Origin of the sequence: Xylanibacter ruminicola (assembly GCF_900142525.1) — a bacterium.
GTDB lineage: Bacteria > Bacteroidota > Bacteroidia > Bacteroidales > Bacteroidaceae > Prevotella > Prevotella ruminicola_A.
The window spans coordinates 79,128-99,722 of the sequence record NZ_FRBD01000012.1; the positions used below are offsets into that span (position 1 = coordinate 79,128).

General features: G+C 44.7%; 23 protein-coding genes. 14 read left to right on the plus strand and 9 right to left on the minus strand.

Annotated elements, in window-relative coordinates:
• Positions 1-29: 29 nt before the first annotated feature.
• From BUB86_RS08990 to BUB86_RS09025, 8 genes are all read right to left on the minus strand, one after another.
• Positions 30-1,673, minus strand: coding sequence for an ATP-binding protein (locus tag BUB86_RS08990; RefSeq protein ID WP_073208708.1), 1,644 nt, complete (start codon positions 1,671-1,673; stop codon positions 30-32).
• A gap of 13 nt (positions 1,674-1,686) precedes the next feature.
• Positions 1,687-1,905 carry a hypothetical protein gene (locus BUB86_RS08995; RefSeq protein ID WP_073208609.1) on the minus strand — a complete coding sequence of 73 codons (219 nt, stop codon included), beginning with the start codon at positions 1,903-1,905 and terminating at the stop codon, positions 1,687-1,689.
• A gap of 131 nt (positions 1,906-2,036) precedes the next feature.
• A complete protein-coding gene (locus BUB86_RS18235; protein WP_073208611.1) occupies positions 2,037-2,879 on the minus strand; it encodes a sigma factor in 843 nt (280 codons plus the stop codon).
• 195 nt (positions 2,880-3,074) lie between these two features.
• Positions 3,075-3,374, minus strand: coding sequence for a sigma factor (locus tag BUB86_RS09005; protein WP_073208613.1), 300 nt, complete (start codon positions 3,372-3,374; stop codon positions 3,075-3,077).
• Positions 3,375-3,823: 449 nt separating this feature from the next.
• Positions 3,824-4,162 carry a sigma factor gene (locus tag BUB86_RS09015; protein ID WP_073208617.1) on the minus strand — a complete coding sequence of 113 codons (339 nt, stop codon included), beginning with the start codon at positions 4,160-4,162 and terminating at the stop codon, positions 3,824-3,826.
• Positions 4,163-4,256: 94 nt separating this feature from the next.
• Positions 4,257-5,873 (minus strand): DUF2779 domain-containing protein, encoded by a 1,617-nt coding sequence (locus BUB86_RS09020; protein ID WP_073208619.1) that lies wholly within the window; start codon positions 5,871-5,873, stop codon positions 4,257-4,259.
• A gap of 171 nt (positions 5,874-6,044) precedes the next feature.
• A complete protein-coding gene (locus BUB86_RS17645) occupies positions 6,045-6,146 on the minus strand; it encodes a smalltalk protein (RefSeq protein ID WP_175549467.1) in 102 nt (33 codons plus the stop codon).
• A gap of 234 nt (positions 6,147-6,380) precedes the next feature.
• The gene (locus BUB86_RS09025) at positions 6,381-6,878 is read right to left on the minus strand and encodes a DNA-binding protein (RefSeq protein WP_073208621.1); all 498 of its coding nucleotides are present in this window, start codon (positions 6,876-6,878) and stop codon (positions 6,381-6,383) included.
• A gap of 508 nt (positions 6,879-7,386) precedes the next feature.
• Between BUB86_RS09025 and BUB86_RS09030 the strand changes: the two genes are divergently transcribed.
• The 14 genes from BUB86_RS09030 to BUB86_RS09095 all read left to right on the plus strand — a co-directional run bounded on the left by BUB86_RS09030 (position 7,387) and on the right by BUB86_RS09095 (position 19,998).
• The gene (locus BUB86_RS09030; protein ID WP_073208623.1) at positions 7,387-7,824 is read left to right on the plus strand and encodes a hypothetical protein; all 438 of its coding nucleotides are present in this window, start codon (positions 7,387-7,389) and stop codon (positions 7,822-7,824) included.
• Between the two features lie 191 nt (positions 7,825-8,015).
• Positions 8,016-8,849 carry a hypothetical protein gene (locus BUB86_RS09035; RefSeq protein WP_139261537.1) on the plus strand — a complete coding sequence of 278 codons (834 nt, stop codon included), beginning with the start codon at positions 8,016-8,018 and terminating at the stop codon, positions 8,847-8,849.
• Between the two features lie 3 nt (positions 8,850-8,852).
• Positions 8,853-9,365: a hypothetical protein gene (locus BUB86_RS09040; protein WP_139261538.1), complete on the plus strand. Its 513-nt coding sequence runs from the start codon at positions 8,853-8,855 to the stop codon at positions 9,363-9,365.
• 168 nt (positions 9,366-9,533) lie between these two features.
• Positions 9,534-9,809 (plus strand): hypothetical protein, encoded by a 276-nt coding sequence (locus tag BUB86_RS09045; protein WP_073208629.1) that lies wholly within the window; start codon positions 9,534-9,536, stop codon positions 9,807-9,809.
• 10 nt (positions 9,810-9,819) lie between these two features.
• Entirely contained in the window at positions 9,820-10,509 is a 690-nt protein-coding gene (locus tag BUB86_RS17650) for a BRO family protein (RefSeq protein WP_073208631.1), read from the plus strand.
• A gap of 110 nt (positions 10,510-10,619) precedes the next feature.
• Complete coding sequence (locus BUB86_RS09055) at positions 10,620-11,009, plus strand: hypothetical protein (RefSeq protein ID WP_073208633.1); 390 nt, start codon at positions 10,620-10,622, stop codon at positions 11,007-11,009.
• Positions 11,006-13,492, plus strand: a complete 2,487-nt coding sequence (locus BUB86_RS17985) for a DUF3987 domain-containing protein (RefSeq protein WP_254795136.1) — start codon at positions 11,006-11,008, stop codon at positions 13,490-13,492. The genes BUB86_RS09055 and BUB86_RS17985 overlap by 4 nt, the downstream gene beginning before the upstream one ends.
• Positions 13,493-13,894 carry a hypothetical protein gene (locus tag BUB86_RS09065; protein ID WP_254795137.1) on the plus strand — a complete coding sequence of 134 codons (402 nt, stop codon included), beginning with the start codon at positions 13,493-13,495 and terminating at the stop codon, positions 13,892-13,894.
• Positions 13,891-14,316, plus strand: coding sequence for a hypothetical protein (locus tag BUB86_RS09070; protein WP_073208635.1), 426 nt, complete (start codon positions 13,891-13,893; stop codon positions 14,314-14,316). The genes BUB86_RS09065 and BUB86_RS09070 overlap by 4 nt, the downstream gene beginning before the upstream one ends.
• A 334-nt stretch (positions 14,317-14,650) precedes the next feature.
• Positions 14,651-14,956 (plus strand): hypothetical protein, encoded by a 306-nt coding sequence (locus BUB86_RS09075; protein WP_073208637.1) that lies wholly within the window; start codon positions 14,651-14,653, stop codon positions 14,954-14,956.
• A gap of 100 nt (positions 14,957-15,056) precedes the next feature.
• Positions 15,057-17,210 carry a DUF262 domain-containing protein gene (locus BUB86_RS09080; RefSeq protein ID WP_073208639.1) on the plus strand — a complete coding sequence of 718 codons (2,154 nt, stop codon included), beginning with the start codon at positions 15,057-15,059 and terminating at the stop codon, positions 17,208-17,210.
• The gene (locus BUB86_RS09085; protein ID WP_073208640.1) at positions 17,211-18,638 is read left to right on the plus strand and encodes a DUF262 domain-containing protein; all 1,428 of its coding nucleotides are present in this window, start codon (positions 17,211-17,213) and stop codon (positions 18,636-18,638) included. It begins immediately after the preceding gene.
• Positions 18,639-18,651: 13 nt separating this feature from the next.
• Positions 18,652-19,578: a hypothetical protein gene (locus BUB86_RS09090; protein WP_073208642.1), complete on the plus strand. Its 927-nt coding sequence runs from the start codon at positions 18,652-18,654 to the stop codon at positions 19,576-19,578.
• 66 nt (positions 19,579-19,644) lie between these two features.
• The gene (locus tag BUB86_RS09095; protein WP_073208644.1) at positions 19,645-19,998 is read left to right on the plus strand and encodes a hypothetical protein; all 354 of its coding nucleotides are present in this window, start codon (positions 19,645-19,647) and stop codon (positions 19,996-19,998) included.
• 30 nt (positions 19,999-20,028) lie between these two features.
• Here the strand turns inward: BUB86_RS09095 and BUB86_RS09100 are convergent, their stop codons facing one another.
• Entirely contained in the window at positions 20,029-20,595 is a 567-nt protein-coding gene (locus BUB86_RS09100) for a phosphoribosylglycinamide formyltransferase (RefSeq protein ID WP_073208646.1), read from the minus strand.

A 20,595-nucleotide genomic window follows, 5' to 3' on the forward strand; every position in this document is an offset into this window, starting at 1 on the left:
GTTTTTGTTGTTCCCGGTTCTGTCTAATTTCAGAACCCGATTTTGCGTTTCTCGGTTGTGTCCAGGCGCTCGTTGTCGCAGTGGTTTATCAGCATCGAGAGCGTGTCGTTGTCCTTTCCGTGCAGAATACTGTCAATAGCATAGTGGCGGGCTATGTTTTCTATCTGTCCGCCACTAAAATCATATTTAGTGGCCAGTGTGTTCACCTCCATATCGCCCAGTTCTGGTATCATCGAGTGCCAGATGTGTCTGCGGGCTTCCTCGGTTGGCTTGTCGAACTTGATCTTGTAGAGGAATCGGCGCTCAAAGGCCTTATCCATGTTCTGTTGCAGGTTGGTGGTGGCAATCATAATGCCGTCCAGCTGTTCCATCTCCTGAAGGATGATGTTCTGGAGCGAGTTCTCCATCTTGTCGACAGCATTCTCTGCCCCATTCTTTCTTTTGCCAATGATGGCATCAGCCTCATTAAATAATAAGATAGGTGTCTGTTTGGATCGCTTCACTTGTTCACGATAGCGGTCAAAGAGCGCCTTCACGTTCTTCTCGCTCTGACCTACCCACATACTCTTTAGTTGGGGCACATCTACCACCATAATGTTACGTCCCGTCTTTCGCGCCAACTGATAAACAGTCTCTGTCTTACCCGTTCCAGGTGAGCCATAAAACAGACAGGCAAAACCATTTCGGAATCCCCTTTCCTTCATGCGATCCTGAATCTTCTGATAATTCTCTGACTGCAGGAAACTGCCCAATTCATCTACCTGTCGCTGAATGTCCTTAGGAAAGTACAGTTGTTTCTCTGCCAGACTATTGTAGTCCAGCTGATCAGCCAACTTCTCTTCGGTTTCACAAATACTCATCTCAGCCAGCAGCGAGCGTTTGGCACTATCTGTAAGCTTATACCTGGTAACATCAGCCAGTCCATCTACACATCTATGTTCAATCACTTTTTTCGTTTGCAGTCTGTGCTCGCCCCTTCTCAGTTTTGCTTTTGCTGCATTAAAATCACTTCTGTTATCGAACATATCCTCAATCTGATTAAAACGGATATCATCGTCGTCATCATTTAACAGCTTATGACAGAAGAAAGACGTCATCATCTGATCGTTTGGACTAAGATTTAGTTCCTTCAGGTACTTAACGAACCCCACCTGTGGATTGTCATGAAAGAGTGTTTGCAGCTCCTCACAGAGTTCGTGCGCAGAGATTGCTCCATCACTCAAGTCTTCAAACCATAGTTCAAGCAGTTCGAACATCGCTGCACAGTCCAGCCCCTTCCGCTCGGGAATCTGATACACCTCATTATGCTTCAGACTACGTATCACCACTGTAGGAATGTCGAAGTCGTCTTCATCTCTCACATCCCTAAAGCGCAGCAATCTACGACGCACAAGTGCATCTATATCGTTGGCATAACTCAATACGCTGATTTTATGCATATCCAGATGATTTGCCAAATCGTTATAATCTACACGGCAAGGGCCTTTCTCCATACAAATACAGAATAGTATAGCCTGCCGCTCCGTGATGCCATAACTCTTGGCCAGCAATTGTATCTCTGTTTTTGCCTTCTTAATAAACTCCTTGCTCATCTTTGAGTCCTCAGACAATTCTACCACACGCTCAATAGCCTGCAGTAACGTCATATCCTTACTTTTTATTCTAGATGCCATATACATTACTATTTTAGGCAGCAAGAGCCTTAGGCTCCTGCTGTTTGGTTAGATTGAAATGTCTGATCACTCGTTCTACCTGAAAGAATAATTCCAGGTCGTCAGTGTCGAAGATGGTGATGGCATAGATACCATTGGTGCATGTAGTTACACAAAAGGATTTTTGTCTTTTGAGGAAATTTTTGATTTTTGTAACCAACTTGTCGTTTGATGTCTTAATTGTTGATGTCATAATTTTGATATTTAAGTTTGTAAATAATTTTTATTTTGGATTAAACCTATTTTACCCATTACACCACCAATATAGACGACATAAAGAAAAAATTCAAAAAAGCGGCGAAACTTTTTTGAATTTAATCAGAACTAACTAAGTTTGGTTTCCTTCACCTCTACGTCGAGATTAGGAAATGCCTGGCGAAGTGCATATAGCAAGGGCTCCACTCTGTTGGCCTCAGCATGCAGCACAATACATTCTGGATCGTCTGTGTTCATCGTCAGCAGATTTCCATCATAGTAGTGCGAACCCACAAGCGTCTTCATCAGTATGTTCATCGAGATATAAAGGCCAAGTTCGTTTTCTGGCTCACCATATTTCTGGGCTAGCTCATCTACGAGTGTCTTAACTGCAACTAGTTCTTCAGCGGAACCTCTCACGAAATAGTCGGCTTCATGAGGATCCTCTATTTCTGTTTTATATCTATACCTCTTGCCAGCTGATTTGTAATATTCGCTGGCTTTCAGTGGATTTCTGAAGATACCGTTTTTCTCGTCACCTTTATCATACATCTGGCCAAGCTTCAAGGCAGCACTCTTACTACCATTATTACAGAGTTCTTGAAGAATCGCAGGGTCATGAATAGTGATGACATCGGTATCAGGACTCCCAATGGCAATAAGAATCTCTCTGCGAATCCACCACACAGCATAAGCAATAAACTTAAAACCACGACTTGCGTCAAATTTCAAAGCAGCTTTCTCCAGGCCTGCGCGACCAGCCTTTATCAACTCTTCAATCGAAAGGCCTCTGTTTTGATATTGTATGGCGACACTCAACACAAAACGCTCATTGCATTTTACCAGTTTCTTCATCTCGTCGCAGTCTACACCCTTCTGCTGTATGGCCTTTGCCAACTCAATTTCTTCTTCGACACTTAGAAGTGGAGCCTTACCAATCTCAATTAAATACTTTTCTAATTTATTTCCCATAATCAATCATTTTTGGTTTGTTATGACTTAATAATAGACACATAAAAGAAAAAATTCAAAAAAGCACGAAACTTTTTTGAATCTATCCTTTATTTTGCAATAAAACGGCATCCCAAGACCTTTCTTCTACAGGATTAGAAGGATGCCAGCCAGCCTCCGGCGATGACGCTTTCCACGACTGGTTCTTGTTTTTCGTTATTTCTTTTCTTTGATGGCCTGGATCATGGCTTGGTGAATCTCCCATGCTCCATAGACATAGAAATTAGTGTCCGAATTAACATCATACTTCATGACTGCACGTCGCAGACCTTCCATTCCTGCATCAATTAAATCACCGAAGGCAAGCCCCTTATTCATGTGCTGTCTCGCTGAGCTGACTGTAAAGCCAGACATTGCCAGCTTCAGCTTTTTCATTTCGTCGCAATTAGTACCCTTTTCCTGTATGGCCTTTAATAGTTTGCGTCCCTCGTCAGTTGTTAAAATATCCTCTTTCATATTGTCGCTGTTTTAAGCAGCCAGAGCCAGAGGCTCCAGCTGGGAGGTTAGGTGAAAGTGTCTTGTCATTTTTTGAATGAGATAGTGTGTTGTCACCTCATCGAGATTGAAGATGATAAGGGTGTAAACCCCATTGTTAAATGAGGAAGTTAGGCAAAGTTTTTTGTTGTTGAGGTACTTTTTGATCTTGTCGAAGTAATTTTTTGAATTAGTGCTAATTGTTGTAGCCATAACTTTGAATTTTTAAATATGAATTAAACATAATTTGGGCTATTATTCCCATTGTTGTGACCTTAATATAGTCACATTTCTCAAAAATTCAATTTTAAGGCTAGTTTTTCATAGTATAATAAAAAAATGGCATCCCAAGACCTTTCTACTACAGGTTTAGAAGGATGCCTGCCAGCCTCCGGCGATGACGCTTTCCACGACTGGTTCTTGTTTTTTAGTTATTTTTTTTCTGCGATGGCTTGGATCATGGCTTGGCGGATCCACCATACGGCGTAGGCTATGAATTTATAGTCTGATTTGAGATTAAACTTCATGGCTGCACGTCGCAGGCCTTCTATACCAGCCTCTATCAATTCCATGTCGGTTACTCCTTGATCTTTGTATTGCTTCGCAATACTAGCAACAAAGCGACCATCGGCCTTTTCCAGTCGTTTCATCTCGTCGCAATCCGCGCCTTTTGCTTGTACTGCTTTTACCAGTTTAAGTTCTTCGTCGATCGATAGAACCTCTGCTTTGCCAATCTCTTCCAGATACTCTTCAAGTTTCTTATCTTTCATACTGTTATTGAAATTAAATTAGAATTGAACATAATTTGGGCTATCATTCCCATCGTTGTGACCTTAATATAGTTACAATTCTCATAAATTCAATTTATTCTGCCACTTCTTTCAATTTCTGCCAGACTTTCACCATAGCCCAGGTGTCGAGCTCGCAGTAGCGGAGGAGGGCTTCGCGACAGGCGGCGGCTTCGGCAGCAGGCATATCCTTGATGCGTGGGAAGATGGTCATGGCATGACCTCCATTCTGACAACGCTCATCGAGGTTGTGATAATCAAGCTCGGGGTCATTGGGGAAGAGGGCAGGTAGTACGCTCTTGATACTGAACGAACCGCCCATGGCAGGCACGTAATAGTCACCAGCACGGAATGGATCGATGAGATCTACGATGTGGTCGGCAATGTTCAGCAGGTGCTCGCGCAAGTCGGGATACAACTCTGCCAACTCGCGTATGCGCCCGCACTCGAACATCTTATTATATGCCAGCGTGCAGACATTCATTGGAATATCACGGCACAGCTGTTCGGCCAGCGGACGGCGTGGGTCGCTGCCATCGCTAGGAGCCAGGAACTCTTTGTGCTGATAAGGTGCCGTTTCACTCTCCTTGACCTTTGGTCGAGTCTGCTCACGCTCGGAAGAGTCCAAGCAAGTTTGGCTCTTCTCTCGCTCACTCGCAGCCTTGATATGAAGCGAGTACTGGAAGGTTATCTGTGCATACACCTTTGCTCCGTCGTACTGCGGAATGGCATCCTGCATGGTCTCGAAATCGAGGAAGTAAAGCGGATAAGAGAGTTTATCGAGGAAGCTGCGGATACCTGCTGGATTGATGTGTTCACGCCCCGTTAGTGCAGCCTCAATCTGCATATTCTGAATAGTGCCAATCGACTGGCCTCTTAAGTCCTCGAACGTGATTTGCCCTGCTTGGTAGCAAGCCAGTTTCTTGGCAAACGTGAAGCCGCCTCTACCTTTACCGCCATACACATCGAATACCGAGGGTGTGGGCACGCCATGCTTGCGCTTGCAATAGTCAAAGAAGGCACAGCGGTAGGGCTTCATGCAATGCTCTGAGAGGTCGATATCGGGCTCTGCCTCGTTGTTGATGACCTTCATGGCCTGACTCACACGGGCGGGAACCTTCAACAGCTCGTTTTCTACCATCTCGTGCAGATCGTTAATAACAAAGAGCTGCTGGATATCAAGTTCGCCCTCGCGCACATAGTCGCTGTTTAGACATACCAGATAGGTTCCTGTAACGTTGATGCCACACTGCGTCATCAACCACTTCTGATAGGCAATGTCGGGCGCATATTTCTCTAACTTGGCCTCGTGACCTTCGAACTCCGGGAAACTTGAGCTCTTCACTTCGTAGATGGCCCAACCGCCTTTCTCCTTGTGCAGGATATCGACGGCACAATAGCCGCCATCGCCTATAAACGAGGCCTCGCAGATGTTCTCTACTCCCTCGTCCATGTACTGGCGGGTGAGCTCTGTCATCTTGTTAAGATCCAGACTGCCGTCTTCCTTGTGGGTGGTCACCTCTTTGAAGTCGCCAAACAGCTGCATGGCCAGATCGCCCACCTCGTTACCTTTCTCGAAACGAGCCTGTAGCGCTTCGTCAACTTCCGCCTCTTCAGGTTTGTAGATTCTCAGCCAGAGAGCTTTAGGGCACTGGCTGAACAGCGTATAACGCGATTTTGATAATCCTTTCATATGGTTATTACGATGATTAATCAAAATATTTAAATAGGTTTCATTATTGCGCCACAAAAATAGTCATTATTCTCAAATTATTCAAATAATCGCAGCAAAAAATGGCAAAAAAACCAAAAAGGACTAGTTGGGAAAAAATCCCCCAACCCGTTGCGGGCTGAGGGATTGGACTTAGGCTCCCATGCAGCTGGTGGCGCCTAGTGCCGTCAGTATCGCCGATGCGATCGAGGCGATGAGCTGAACGATAAACTTTACGGTTTCCTTCTTGGTCATGGTTTTAATGTTTTAATGTTAGTAATAATTTCCCCTCCTGAGTTCTTAGGGGGAAGAATTGGGGTGGAGGTTCCCCTCCTCTCGAGAGGAGGGGCTAGGGGTGGAGTGATAAAGCACTGTCCCATCCTCTTTTAATAAGGTATAAGAGTTATTCTCCTCCACCCCTTACCCCTCCTCCCAGGAGGAGGGGAGTACATTGGGGCTCCTTAATCCCCGGGGCTAGGGGTGGTCTGATCAATCCCCAGGGTTAGGAGTCAGTCCGCCGGTTGGGCCGTCGTCCTCGGGATCCTCTACGTCGCCGCTGTCGGTGCTGGTAACTCGCTTCACCTCCTTGCCGTCGCGGTCGTAGCAGGCAATCTGGATGGCGGTGCTGGCCAGCTCGTCCTTCAGGTCGACCGATGGGGTGAAGATGATGCGGCGGCTGGTGATGAGACCCGTCTTCACGTCCTCCACCTTCTCGACCGACTTGGCGCGCAATCCGAATCGCATGGTGCCCAGACCTGGCAGCGCTACGCTGTGACCCTCAGTGGCCCACGCCTTGATTACCTCGCCGGCTGCATCCCAGCAGGCCTGCATCACGCCCTTGCTCACGCCGCTGCGCAGAGCGGCCTCACGGATCACCTTGTCCTGGGTCAGGGCGGTGTACAACTCTGGCATCATGATGTAGCGGTAGGTGCCAGCATAGGTGCCAATCTTCTGCAATTTCTCTTGTGCTTTAACTTTCAGTGCCATAACTTTTTAAATTGATAATTGATAGTTGATAATTGATATTTTTTTGCGGCCACACGTGAAAATTTTTACGCGTGCACGTGCGAACCATTTTTGACGATGCAAAGGTAAGAAATTCTGATTGCGGTTTTCGAATCTCTAGGCAATTGTTTTATAAAATTGTGAGGATTATGCGGTCATGAATGTTATGTGTCACGAATGTCATTAAGCCTTTCGTGCTCAAATTATAGCTAATTAGTATATAATATATATATTATATACTAATTAGAAGTAAATTGAAACATTCAACATCCAAATCGTTAATGACACTCATGACACATGACACTCGTGACCTGCTCGAAATATAATTTGTAATACATTCGGAAAACTTATAATCATCTCTCAAATTTCATGCATAAATGTGTTGGAGTTTGGGAGATAATTTGTACCTTTGCACTAATAATCGCGATTTGTTGACCATTGACACTTGAATAAAATAGGATAATAATATTAATCAATAATAATAAACGACATGGATAAAAGTTTAATGATTTTAGAGTACAAGGAGTCAATTGGACAATGGCACTACAATATGGTGTATGATCACAAACCCAAGAACCAACCCGATGCATATGGGTGGGCCTCGATAGCTTACACTGAAGAGCGTAAGGCAAGGGTGTTTACTTACATGATGGATTGCAAGATGCATCAACGTGAACGCGAGGGGCTTGAACCATATACAACCGAATACGTCAAGAAGGCGTGGAAGTTATTCTGCTACGCCTATAACAGCATCGTCAAATACATTGATATCACAAATGATTACAAGAAATACGTCTCGGATAGATTTGATGATACCAAGGCCCTTGCACGTTTGGGGCATGCTGCTTTTTCGGATGTAAAGGAGGACTATGAATTGGAGTCTGCAGAGGATTATAATCCATTGGATTTCACTGATGCTAACTTCTAAAATGTGACAAACCAATGGATTTATTTCAAATACCTAGAAACCTATTGTACGAGACTCGTACAAATATAGAGGATTTTGGTGTCAACGATGGTAGAACTGTGGATAGTTGTTTGTATCATAATTTGACCAATGATAAATACAATATATCGATAGGCATGTTTAATGATGCCTATTATATATGTACATTGGTGATGATTGACAGTACTCCAGATGAGCATATTCCTGAATATGAGAAAATTGTAACGCATAACGCCTCCGATTCTCGACATCCCTATTATAAGATGCGAAAAAAAATGGTTTATGGAATGGTGTATGTATATCTTAAATGCATAGCCAGCGCCTATGATGCAAAATACCGCAAGTTTAGAAATCGTCTCCGGTTGTCAACCAATATAGAATCTGCAATTCTATTGTCTCATACAATTGAAACTACTATTTCTGATTCTGTATTCGCTCCTCGGAAATTAACAAGGGAATTATTGGATGAAACAGATTGGAATACTCTAACAAACGGATACAAACTTGATGATGTACTGAAGATTCGGGATTTGTTTGGAAGAACTGCTTCAGAACGAATGACAGTCTTCAATGCTATTTTAAGAAAGGCTCAAACGGAAAATGCAAACTCTAACATGCAATTCGAAAGGATAAGGGCATTAAAGCAAGTGAAAGACCGTCTTTCAGACCCCCGCTATTCTTTTAGGGATGATAACGAGGAGAAGGATGCTGATATTCAAATATCGGAAAGGGTGAAAGATATCAGTGTAAAAATAGGCGAAGCCACCATCCCTCTGAAAATACTGGTAGAAGGAGTCAAGAAGAGGGCCCAGCTCAAAGGCTTGGAAGCGGCTATAGAATTATTTGAGAACTTGAATAATATTTTGTGTGGTGTGCCTGAATGGGGTAAAAATGTGCCAGAATTGGAAAAGTACTTCATAGAGGCTCGCGAGAAACGAGAGGCAAAAGCACGAGGCATTTTAATGACTGGCAATCACGCCACGTACAACGAAAATAATAATAAGTAAGTTATGGCAAGAAGAATAATAATGACTGGCGACGAGGCGCAGTATATTGAGCGTCGCGGGGCTAATGCGCAAGTTGACGACGACCGCGAGATACGTATGGAGGGTAGGCACGCACGCTACGAAGAATCGTCGGTAGCGCAGGTGGCTCATTTTCCGGTAAACAACAATGAAGCAATTGGCAAGCAATGGTTCGACTTCCTGATACATCGCGGATTTATAGCCCCCGATACTGAGATGGCTTGCTGGCAGTATCTGATGGGATTCTCGACTAATCAGCCTACCGACATCAAACCGATAGAGTGGCTGAAGACTGTTGAGACCGCCAGGTTGATGCTTGTAAAGGTAAACAGTGAGGTCCTGGAGAAGAAACATATGACCGTGGTACGTATGAATGAACTGGCAGCACAGTGCTTTACCAAGCAAGGTAAATCGTTGAAATTATCTAAACCAAGAATAGAATTGTCGGCCGATGCTGATGCTATTGAGAATTTTATTCCGACCATTTCCGACCTTTAGCTGAAATACCTATAAACACTAAAGTTTCAATATAATTCTCCCGACTATTTCCGACTGTGAAATGGTCGGGAGATACCTTTTATTTTCTTACTTTCCATACATAAAAGTTCCTAACTTTGCACTGTCGAAAAGACAAAACATTAATAACAATTTAAATTTTTAGTTTTTATGGAAAGTAAAATTCTGAGAGTAAAAAAGTGCGGAGTTATGACTACCGTGCAAAGTGAGAAGAGTGAGAACGGTGTGCTGCAGAAGCGCACGCTGGTTCTGCAAGAACTGGGTGGCAAGTACGCTAATAGCTATGTGGTAATAGCGCTAGGTAACCTGGCGACTATCGAATGGGGCGAGAATCAGCTGGTAGTAGCCGATTTGAGATTCCAGACTCATGAATACAACGGACAAGTGTTTATGGATGTTGTGGCTAACGAGATTGTTAAACTTTAAACGGATAAAAATGGAAATTCAAGTTTTTAAGAACGAGATGTTCGGCGAGGTTCGAACATTGATTAATGAGAAAGGTGAGCCTTTCTTTGTAGGTAGTGATGTAGCTGGGGTGTTGGGATATAGTGACCCGCAGAAAGCTGTTAAGATGCATGTAGATGACGATGACAAGCTAACCCGACGAATTGTCGTATCAGGTCAGAATCGAAGTGCAATCATCATCAACGAATCAGGTCTCTATTCGCTAGTTCTTTCTTCAAAGATGCCGCAGGCAAAGGAGTTTAAGCACTGGGTAACCAGTGAGGTGCTGCCACAGATCCGTCAGACGGGTGGTTATCTGCCAACAAGGAACCCTCGCACGGGCGAGGCGCTGACCGACAACGAGATAGTAGAGGCGGCCAATAAGATTCTGGCTCGCACCATATCGCGCGCCAATCTACCAGCCGACGATTGCTTCACGGTATCGCAGATGGCCGATATGCTTGGCATCACCGCCAATATGCTTAACCACTTTCTGGTAGACAAGGGCGTTCAGTTCTGGAATGGATGCCGCTACAAACTAAAGGCAAAATATGCCGATTGTGGATATGATGAGATTCGCTATTTCTTCTACCACGGACTTGAAGGTCAGGGCAAGCAGCGCCCCTACATGGTGTGGACACCAGAGGGCAGAGACTTTGTAGTATCATTGTTTAATAAATAAAGTCTACTGACATTACGGATTAATTAACTTGAGTTCGAAGCGAAAGAAGTCTTCACGTGAAGATGGCCATCGGATTTCTGAAACTTCTGCTCGCAAAAACTTAAGTAAGAATGAAAACAAGAAAAAGCAATATTTTAGGAGAGCAAGTTATGGTTGAAGGTCTGATGGCCTTCGGCAAGTTGGAGAACGGACAGCGCACATTGGATTTCCAGTGTTGCGAGGATGTGGTGGCTGAGGCATTTCAAGGCGACTTCCACGTGCAGGGTATGCGCGATGGCAATGTCTACATGACCGAGCGCCCCAAACGACACAAAAAACAACCGATATTCCGCGACGACAACTGTTCGTTGAGTCACGGACGTAATGGAAAATACTACTTTGTATTTACTATGGACGAAGACCTGATAGACCGTCTGCCACAGCAGTTGGTTCAGCAGGCAGGCAACATCGCCCGCAAGGTATTAAAGGAGATAATTTTTGACAAGGAGGTGATGGGATGAGTGGAAAAATAGCTGTAAACTCAAAGCATACGGGCGACCCTAAGAAGGACCATCGCGGCTATGCCGAGACCATGACAGGAGAGCTGCTGGACCAGCTGCTCTCCGAGCCCTGGCTCAAGAAGATGGTGGCCGACATCCGAGGTGGCAACGAGCGGCAGAAGGACAATCTGCCCTATATCTGTCCGCACTATTCGGCCTTTAGGAATAATCATCGCGCACAAGCTGATATCATCCCCGAGACATTCACGTTTATGACGTGCGTGGATGTCGATGAAAAGGAACTGGTGGATAAAGCTATCAAGCGTGCGCTGGAGTTGAATCAGGATGAGTGTTCTGACTGGAAGGACCTGGTGCTACGCATAGAATATTCGGCCCGCAAGAAGGTGCATATCTATATTCGCATTCCAAAAGGTTTTACAATTGCCGAGGCGCAACAGGCGTTTTGTGCTGAGATTGATGTGCCTTATGATGAGCAATGCATCACACCCGAGAGGTTTATCTATGTGACGGGCAGGGATGAGGAGGTTTATCGTTCGCCGCATTGGCTGGAGCCGCTGAGCGATGAGGAAATAGCTGAACTCCGCGAAGCTTATCTGCAGCGTGGGCTCGATGTGGATGGAAGAAAACTTCACGGTACGGATTCTCTGCGCCCCTGTCATCTCGAGCGTAGTCGAGAGATTTCTTGGACAAGCCAAGCGGCAAAGCCGAGCGCTCCATGCGCTTCGCTTAGTCGAGATGACAATGCAGCTGAACTGGCGACCGCCGAATCATTGGCGAAGTTTGATTTGTGCGCCAAGGAGGCGGGGCTGGATCCAAACTCGATGGATATCTGGGGCGAGCGCAACTGGCACTCTAACCTGTTGGCGGTGCTGTCGGTGGGTGTGGGCAAGTTGATGTCGAGAGAGCAGCTGTTTGCCGTGGTAGGCGAGCGGTTGAAGAACTACTCGCAGACTGATGACTGCCGTACCCTTATCAACTATTTCTACAACAACTACAACGCCGACAAGGGCTTTATGAATGCCGGTCTGCGCGAGATTAATGCCAAGGCGCAGCAGATGCAGAGCCAAGACCAGACCGACGACGATGAACTTGAGGCTGATCAGACCACCCCAGGCCCCTCCTACTCAGGAGGGGAACTCTGCGCGAAGCGGCTGCCGCAGGGGATTAAAGACTCGGTTGATGCCGTTGGTCCAGCCTTGGCCATGCCCGTCATCACAGCCATCTGTCCATGCATCGGAGCGCTAGCAACGGGCGTAAAGCTCGATGTTCACGGGCAGAAGCGCGGCCTGAACCTCATCAGTTATATTGTAGGTGAATTTGCCTCGCGCAAAGGCGATATCGACCCCGTGGTTGATGCCTGGATGAGCGAGGTGTCGGCTGTAGACGAGCTGTATTTGATGCAGGAAGCCGAGTTCAGAAGCAAGAAAAAGGCTGCGAAAAACCAGAAGACACAGCCCGAGGAACCCAAGCTGCCTGTGCGTTATATTGCGCTGAACAACACGGTGGCCAACCTGGCCGAACGACTGGGTAATGTAGAGGGCAAGCATGCTTTCTCGTTCACCCCTGAAGCCGATACCGTGGCGCAGAAATGGAAGTCGAGTATGTGCGATTTCTCGGTGATGCTACGCCAGAGCTACGATGGCTCTAAGTACGACCGCGAGGCTAAGAGTGCTGACGCTGTGAGTGTACATATCAAGCACCTGCTATGGAACGTCACCATGTGCGGCACGCCCGATGCGCTCTATCGTGTGGTTACCAACTACACCGATGGATTCCAGAGCCGTATCGCCTTGGCGCAGACGCCCGACAATACCTATTCTCCACTTGAGGATAAGCCTTACGTGCTCACATCGAAACAGACGGAGCGCATACAGCAGATAGCCCATCTGCTACCGCTGATAAACGGCGAAGTGGTGCTGCCGAAATTGGAAGCAAAAGGTCGAGAGTGGCTGGAGAAAATCAGACTCGAATCGATGATGAATGATGACCGCGTAAAGGCTCGCGAGCGTTTCCGTACCTGCGTAACCACCCAGCGAATGGTGTGCTGCCTGATGCTCTGCCGCGTGTGCGAACAACTCATTCAGAAGCATGGATTTAACGGCGCCGAAATGCAGTTGAAGCAGAACCCGAATCTGTGGAAGGAAATGCTACTGAAAGTTCAGACACCAGCCATGCTCGACACCTATGATGTTATCGCCGATACGCTGATTGATAATGCGCTCTACTTCTTCCGCGACCGTATTGAGAACGCATATCGCAGTCGCGATTATGCCATTAGAAACGAGCGCCGGCGCATTGGTAAGAACGATACGATATACGAGCGCTTGGATATGGAGTTTACCACCGATATGGCCTTGCAGCATAGCGTTAGTGTAAACGGAGCAGGTGTGTCGAGAAACCAAGTTCGCCAGATGCTGAAGAACTGGAAGAACCAGGGACTTGTAGTGCAGACGGAAGCCGGCCGATATAGAAAGGTGTCATGAATGTCATTAAGCTTTTTCGATATGGAGATAAAAAATGATAAAGCATGCTTTGTGCAGCTCTGGCTACGGCTGGAGCGCACAAGGTGCCTGCTGGCGGGGCAGTACAAACGGTTCTGCATCCGCAATGTGTTGAAGTCGTGGTTCGGTCCGTTGGCCACCGATAACATTATCTGGGAAGTATGCCACAACGTGGTGGTGAACGACGAGCAAGTGTGCGGCAACGACACTCTGCCGCCGCCCTCGCTCTACCCACGCAAGCATCGAGAACTGCTGCGGGCCATTGTTGCCGTAAGTCTCGGCATCAGCCTCCGCAAGGTTGACCTCAAAGCCCTCGACGCCGCGTATAGCGTGGCCTTCCCGAATAGTACACCAATTAATATTAATAAAAAGAAAAGAGTATGACACCAAGAGGAATTCGTAACAATAATCCACTGAACATTCGCAAGAGTAAGGATAAGTGGAAAGGCCTGCGAGCCCAGCAGACAGATGCATCGTTCTGTCAGTTTGAATCAATGGAGTATGGTTGGCGTGCCGCCTTCTGGCTGCTCACCCGCACCTACTACCACACGTACCGCCTGTTTACCATCCGCGCCATCGTCCAGAAATGGGCGCCGCCGCACGAGAACAACACGCGAGCATATATAGATAATGTGAGCCGCCTCACCGGCATCGCCCCCGACGAGCCCATCGGCATCCCATCGGATCAACCCGCCCGTTGGATGGCAGTAGCCACCGCCATGGCCATCCAAGAAACCGGCACCGCCGCTCTCGATTACTTTGCCATGCTGCGCGGCTGGACCCTCTGCCGCCAAGATTGCAGATAAACACCAATCCTATTAAGTTATACCTCAGCCTGCAACGGGCTGGGGGAAATTTATTTAGTCCAAACTAGCCCATTTGGGCAAACTTATTATATTTTTTCTGCTTATTTTTGCTTTTTCTAGAGAATAATGACTATCTTTGTGGCGTCAATTAAAAACCTAGTTCAATGAGCTACGATATTTACATGCCATCATTAAAATTCTTGCCCGGCAAATTGAATTTTCCGGCAAGGGTTGCTATGTTATTGGCGTAACAATTAAAAAATGTAGACAATGACAAAACAAGATGAATTCTAAATACATTTAAATATTTGAGAGAAAAAACTATATTAGAAATATGGAAACAGTAAACAACATTATCTATTTCGAATCAGACGAGGAGTTTACCGACTTCTGCGTTGCTCCCTTTGCAGTTATTAAGACTTCTGAAAAGGGAACAATGTATTATGAAGGAGAGTATTCAGATGAATATAAAAAGTGCCTTAAAGAAGGCAAGACGTTCATCATAAAGGATGAGAACTCTCAAGTATTTAAACGCAAATGCGTAACAAAACGCGTTCCAATCGCAGGAGTTCGCACAAGAAAAGATGTTGCAATCCAACTCGCAGTTAAAGGCATAGAGCAATACTTCGGTGAAGAGTAGAGAACAGTCGTGGAACTCACCCTCATCATCTTTAATCTCGACGAGATCGAAACACACTTTCTCGTTCAGAAAATGACAAGACAAAAATGATTATTAAGGTATGAAAGCTCCTAAAGAATATACAATACAAGAACTTCTCGGTAAAATCAGCGAAGAGAAGATACAGTTCAAAATCCCAGGATACCAAAGAGGGTATAAGTGGACTAAGACACAGGCCGACCAGTTGATAGATGACCTGATATCGTATGGTACTCAACAAAAATTGATAGGCTCTGATTATAGTTACCAAGCACAGAATCAAAAATCCGCATCTGCTTATTATCTCCAGCCCATTTCTGTGTGTCCAACAGCAGAAGACGGAAATGTGTATGATGTTATCGATGGCCAACAGCGTCTCACCACTATCTGGCTTCTCTTGTATGCCTGCCATAAGAATAAAAACAAAATAGACAATATTGAATGCCCACAATTCAGTTTGGAATATGAGTCCTTCGCAAGTTGGCAAGATGAATTTAATGGTATTGAGAACGATGACTTTGATGCATTCAAGTGCAAAAGCCTGAACCATTTCCATATTCATGAGGTGTTTTCTACATTCATCAAGAGAGTGGGTAATCTCCAAAAAGGCAACAAAAACAATAAGGTTAAAGCAAAAACTATTTATCAGATACTTCTTTACAATACGAAGATTATCTGGTCGGACATTTCCTCGGATGGCACAACTAACCAAGATTCCATTAGGACTTTCACCAATCTCAATAGTGGTAAGATACCACTGACATGCGGTGAACTGATTAAAGGTCTTGTACTGCAGGAAAACAAATTCCGCAAAATCCAAGGCAGCACCAATGACACGGTTAAGGATGAAGACCAGCGCCTGCTCCTGGCCATACAGGATCTCATCAAAAAATCACGGGAATCAAAGGCTCTGTATGACAAGATTGCCCACGAATGGGATGAGTTTGAGCGTGAACTGCATGACGAAAAGTTGTGGCAATTTATCTACAACAAGGAGGCCAACTACATCTACGACACCCGCCTGGAATACATCTTCAACTTAATAGAAAAGACTGACAAAGGCGATGACTCTATGCACTCGTTTTATAAACTTTATGATAGAGTGACTGAAAACCCTGTCGAGGAAATCAAGCTGTTCTGGGACAATGTTGAGAAATACATGGCTACCATTAGGGAATGGTACAAGGACAAGGAGTATTATCATCTCATCGGTTATCTGGTGGCCACTACTCCCTGGATATCGGTAAATGACGATAAACAGAAAAACAAGATTATAGACAAGACTGTCATATCCTATCTAATAAACGGTTTATATGGGGACAATGGAGACAAGTGGAGTAAGTCAACACTAAGAGATAAGATAAAGAAGCTCATCATAAAGTCATTGATAAACGTTAAAGAAGATAGCCCAGAAAGCGATGACGGCCAGTTAGACCCTGACATCCTTGACAATTTGCGTTATAATCAAGACAATGATGCTATTTGCCGTTATCTTCTGTTCTTCAACATCCATACTATTCTGATGCAAGAAGGCGAAGAGCGTTTTCCTTTCAACAGATACAAGGAAGAAAGATGGGATATTGAGCATATAGCTTCGCAGACAGATTTCAATTCACTGAAGAAGGACAGCAATGAAGCAAAACTCTGGGCCCTGCATATCATCCAGTATTTTACAGGATTGAAAGTGGATAATTATATCGAAGAAGGACGTATTTCCAAAGGTAAGAACACTTTTATTGGAAAGAAGGTGAGAGAACTTCCTGAAAATGACCTGAATAAGCTCCAAGAATATATAAACAATTCTTTCCAAGATTCGGATTCTGACAAGAAAAAACTATGCCAGTCATTAAAGGAATATCTTTGCGGAAATAGCGATATGCTATCGATTCAGCAACAACTGAAGGATCTTGGCTTGGGTGCAACAATGCCCGACGAAGAGAAGGATAAGATAGGTAATCTGACGCTTTTGAACATGAGTATCAATCGAGGATATGGTAATGCCATTTTCCCAGTGAAACGCATGACTATCCAGGATGAATTGCAGAAAGGATATTTCGTTCCTCCGTGTACGCAACGGGTATTCCAAAAAGCATACAGTCGCAAGTTCGACCAGCTATATGTATGGAATGAACAAGATGCAGAGGCTTATTTGGAAAGCATGAAAGAGGCTATCAATACTTTCAATGAAATTAAAGGTACTTATGCCGAGTATAAATTAACGAAAATTAATTCATAGATGGAAGCAAAAGAGTATAATTTCTGGTCATTGACGGAGAGCTATTATCTCGTATTTCCACGTATTCAGAGAGACTATGCGCAGGGACGTCAGACCTTCAAGGCCACTCAGGTAAGAAAGGCCTTTATCGAATCGTTGAAGGATGCTTTGTCAAAGACAAATTCTGCTATTAATCTGGATTTTGTCTATGGTGTTCAGAAAAAGGACGTTAAGGCTGACGAGACCAAGTTCATTCCCTTGGACGGTCAACAACGTCTGACCACACTGTTCCTGTTGCATTGGTATCTGGCTTATAAGACAAACAAGCATGATGCCTTTAAAGGCCATCTTTCTGGCAAAGATGGGAAAGTTCGTTTTGTGTATGAAACCCGTGACTCAGCAAAGGAGTTCTGTGAAAAGATGATTAAGAACTGTATAGAGAATGGTAATCCGCAGCAGTCCGTCAGCTGGAATATCAAAAATCAGAACTGGTTCTTGACCATGTGGACAGAAGACCCAACCGTACAGGGTATGCTCACAATGCTGGATGCTATGGATGATGCGTTCATAGAAGATAAATTGGAAGATTATTGGGAAAAGCTGACGAACAAAGGTTACATCCGATTTTACGTATTGCCTTTCGATGAAAACTATTCTCTTGGTGAAGACCTTTATATCAAGATGAATGCACGCGGATTAGCCCTAACTACATTCGAGAATTTCAAGGCAAGCTTTGAGGAAGAATTATTAGTTGAAGACACCAAGCTATTATTTATAGAAAATATTGATACCAAATGGACGAATATGTTCTGGTATCCTATGACCCCTGACAAAGGCGACCCTCCAGCAAAAGTGGATACGGAGATGATGCGATTCATACGAATGCTGCTCAGCTTCGAATACGCACTCCGTAAAGACAAAAACGAAAACGAGAACAATGGCGAAGACGATACTTCGGGTATGAGCCAAACTGCAGAGCTGAATACCACATCACCACAATACAATGAAGGTGACATGGTCTTCGATGACAAGACTTTCGGAGGCCTGTTGGTGAATGCCAAGGGTAAAGACTTCATCCCCGATGATGAGCAGAACTATGTCTTCTTGGTGGACAAAGGCATTCTCAATGATGACTCTGCAAAATCTATAGTTGAAGGCTTTCGAGTTGTTGGTGAACGCTGGGATGATAACAAACATCAATGGAATGATGACGTGAGTCCCATTAATTTCAATGATGTATGGGACACGTTCTGCAAGAAACCAGACTATAAGACTCAGCTCCTAATATGGGCCATCATTATTGCACCAACAAATGATATAGATAAAGTTCGGTGGTTCCGCCTCTGTCGTAACCTTGTGTGCAACACAATCATCAACGATAAGAAGGATATGAGATGGCTTATTAAAAAACTATACGACTTAAAAGACAAACCAAATTTTGGATTATAAAAAGAAATTGAAGATGGCAAACAATAATGAATATGCTCCTCAGAATTTCAACCAGCAATTTGAGGAAGAGAAAAGAAAGTACGAACTGTGTAAAGATTCAGCTTGGTCAGAAGCCATTAGTCAGTGGGAAGACGAACCGTGCCTTGAAGGCCGCATTAAATTCTTGCTTGACTATAGTAATGGCAATGTGGAGGATTTCAAGAAATACGCAGAAAGGGCTGTGGAGTTGTTAAAGGACGAGAATAACCGGTTTGAACGCCTGCTCCTGAACCAGAATGGCAGTTCTTATCCATGCCAATTGGAAAATATGAAAGTATCGAAGGAGAAAAAAGACTCGTTCAAAATAGAACACATAGAGCAATTCTCTTTTTCTAATAAGGGCAAAGGTGATCGTGACTTTGGATGGCATCGTCTGTTAAATGATAATCCTGAAGAATATACAACCCCTCGTAAAGATAGTCTTGTCAAATGTCAAGAGGCCGCAAAGAATATCATTTGTAACAACTTGCCTGAAGAAACGGAAATAGAACCTAATTCAGACCTAGAAGAGTGGAAACAGCTCCTTGTTAAATGTCCAAAACTCATCCGGTACTGTACAGGCACCATTATATATAAAGTGACATACGGGGATGGGGATGGTACTAGCTCCTATTACCTGTCAACAGACACACGTGACCATTTGCTCGGCAAGCGAAATAAGATATCTGAACTCTATACCAGATATTTATACGAAACCATCCACGAAGATAACGATGATTGGGAATATGTTACATGGTCGTTCAAGGAAGAAAGTCAAGAAATTGATTCCTATCTCAAAAAGGGCGAGATCGAAATTCGCAGACAGAAAAACAAATGGAGTTTTAAAGGACAGCTGTCATTTAATGAGTGTATGTCTGTTGATGATTTAGCATACGAATTGAAAAAATCAATAATTATTTAGCCTCTAATTTTGAATTTTCGAGAGAAGTGACTATGTTACATTTGTTGAACAAAATACGAATAAGATATGGATACAAAACTAAAGCAACTGTTAAATGAGGACTTCGACGGGTTCTTGAAAGAGATCGGTCAAGAGCATTTGCTGAGTGCAGATGAAGAGGCGGCATTAATCACAGCTGTGCAAGAGAAAGGACTGGAGTGTGAAGAAGCCGATCGGTTGGAAAAAGGAAATCTAAGGTTTGTGCTTAGCTTGACGGGACAGTATCGGAATCGTGGTTTGTCACTGGTGGAGTTGATTACCATTGGAGCAGAAGAACTAAGGAAGTCGATACTGAGCTACGATCTCAACAGCGACACCAAATTCCTTACTCATTTCATTGCTTTGACGCGAGTGCGTTTCGAGAAAGAGACTTCCAAGTGACAGAAACCTAATAATAAAAGCGCTGTAAAACTACAGAGCTTTTATTACTTCTTCTACTACCTTGGGGAAGTATTTCATTTCTAGTTGGTGCTCTTTCTCGGCGATGTCATCGACGGTGTCGTCGGGAGAAAGGGCTACCTTGTATTGGGCGATGATCTCACCGGCATCGCATACGGGGGTGACCCAGTGGACGGTCATGCCGGTCTCGGTTTCGCCAGCAGCCTTCACGGCCTCGTGAACATGGTGGCCCCACATGCCCTTGCCGCCATACTTGGGTAATAGGGCGGGGTGGATGTTGATGATGCGGTGTGGATAGGCATCGATCAAGAAACTGGGAACCAAAGGCAGGAAGCCTGCAAGCACTATAAACTCGATGTCATATTTCTTAAGCAGAGGCATCATAACATCGGGATTGTTGAGCTCTGCTTTAGGTGTGACAGCCGTGGGAACACCCAGGTTCTCGGCACGAACCAATGCGTAGGCATCAAACTTATTGCTGACTACGAGCGCGCAATTTACACGCTCGGAGCCAGCAAAATATTTAATCAGGTTCTCGCAGTTAGTACCGCTGCCTGATACGAAAATGGCAATATTCAC

Excerpts from the sequence above, each read along its gene's own strand:
- BUB86_RS08990 (WP_073208708.1), bottom strand. The coding sequence starts at position 1,673 with ATGGCATCTAGAATAAAAAGTAAGGATATGACGTTACTGCAGGCTATT.
- BUB86_RS08995 (WP_073208609.1), bottom strand. The coding sequence starts at position 1,905 with ATGACATCAACAATTAAGACATCAAACGACAAGTTGGTTACAAAAATC.
- BUB86_RS18235 (WP_073208611.1), bottom strand. The coding sequence starts at position 2,879 with ATGGGAAATAAATTAGAAAAGTATTTAATTGAGATTGGTAAGGCTCCA.
- BUB86_RS09005 (WP_073208613.1), bottom strand. The coding sequence starts at position 3,374 with ATGAAAGAGGATATTTTAACAACTGACGAGGGACGCAAACTATTAAAG.
- BUB86_RS09015 (WP_073208617.1), bottom strand. The coding sequence starts at position 4,162 with ATGAAAGATAAGAAACTTGAAGAGTATCTGGAAGAGATTGGCAAAGCA.
- BUB86_RS09020 (WP_073208619.1), bottom strand. The coding sequence starts at position 5,873 with ATGAAAGGATTATCAAAATCGCGTTATACGCTGTTCAGCCAGTGCCCT.
- BUB86_RS17645 (WP_175549467.1), bottom strand. The coding sequence starts at position 6,146 with ATGACCAAGAAGGAAACCGTAAAGTTTATCGTTCAGCTCATCGCCTCG.
- BUB86_RS09025 (WP_073208621.1), bottom strand. The coding sequence starts at position 6,878 with ATGGCACTGAAAGTTAAAGCACAAGAGAAATTGCAGAAGATTGGCACC.
- BUB86_RS09030 (WP_073208623.1), top strand. The coding sequence starts at position 7,387 with ATGGATAAAAGTTTAATGATTTTAGAGTACAAGGAGTCAATTGGACAA.
- BUB86_RS09035 (WP_139261537.1), top strand. The coding sequence starts at position 8,016 with ATGATTGACAGTACTCCAGATGAGCATATTCCTGAATATGAGAAAATT.
- BUB86_RS09040 (WP_139261538.1), top strand. The coding sequence starts at position 8,853 with ATGGCAAGAAGAATAATAATGACTGGCGACGAGGCGCAGTATATTGAG.
- BUB86_RS09045 (WP_073208629.1), top strand. The coding sequence starts at position 9,534 with ATGGAAAGTAAAATTCTGAGAGTAAAAAAGTGCGGAGTTATGACTACC.
- BUB86_RS17650 (WP_073208631.1), top strand. The coding sequence starts at position 9,820 with ATGGAAATTCAAGTTTTTAAGAACGAGATGTTCGGCGAGGTTCGAACA.
- BUB86_RS09055 (WP_073208633.1), top strand. The coding sequence starts at position 10,620 with ATGAAAACAAGAAAAAGCAATATTTTAGGAGAGCAAGTTATGGTTGAA.
- BUB86_RS17985 (WP_254795136.1), top strand. The coding sequence starts at position 11,006 with ATGAGTGGAAAAATAGCTGTAAACTCAAAGCATACGGGCGACCCTAAG.
- BUB86_RS09065 (WP_254795137.1), top strand. The coding sequence starts at position 13,493 with ATGTCATTAAGCTTTTTCGATATGGAGATAAAAAATGATAAAGCATGC.
- BUB86_RS09070 (WP_073208635.1), top strand. The coding sequence starts at position 13,891 with ATGACACCAAGAGGAATTCGTAACAATAATCCACTGAACATTCGCAAG.
- BUB86_RS09075 (WP_073208637.1), top strand. The coding sequence starts at position 14,651 with ATGGAAACAGTAAACAACATTATCTATTTCGAATCAGACGAGGAGTTT.
- BUB86_RS09080 (WP_073208639.1), top strand. The coding sequence starts at position 15,057 with ATGAAAGCTCCTAAAGAATATACAATACAAGAACTTCTCGGTAAAATC.
- BUB86_RS09085 (WP_073208640.1), top strand. The coding sequence starts at position 17,211 with ATGGAAGCAAAAGAGTATAATTTCTGGTCATTGACGGAGAGCTATTAT.
- BUB86_RS09090 (WP_073208642.1), top strand. The coding sequence starts at position 18,652 with ATGGCAAACAATAATGAATATGCTCCTCAGAATTTCAACCAGCAATTT.
- BUB86_RS09095 (WP_073208644.1), top strand. The coding sequence starts at position 19,645 with ATGGATACAAAACTAAAGCAACTGTTAAATGAGGACTTCGACGGGTTC.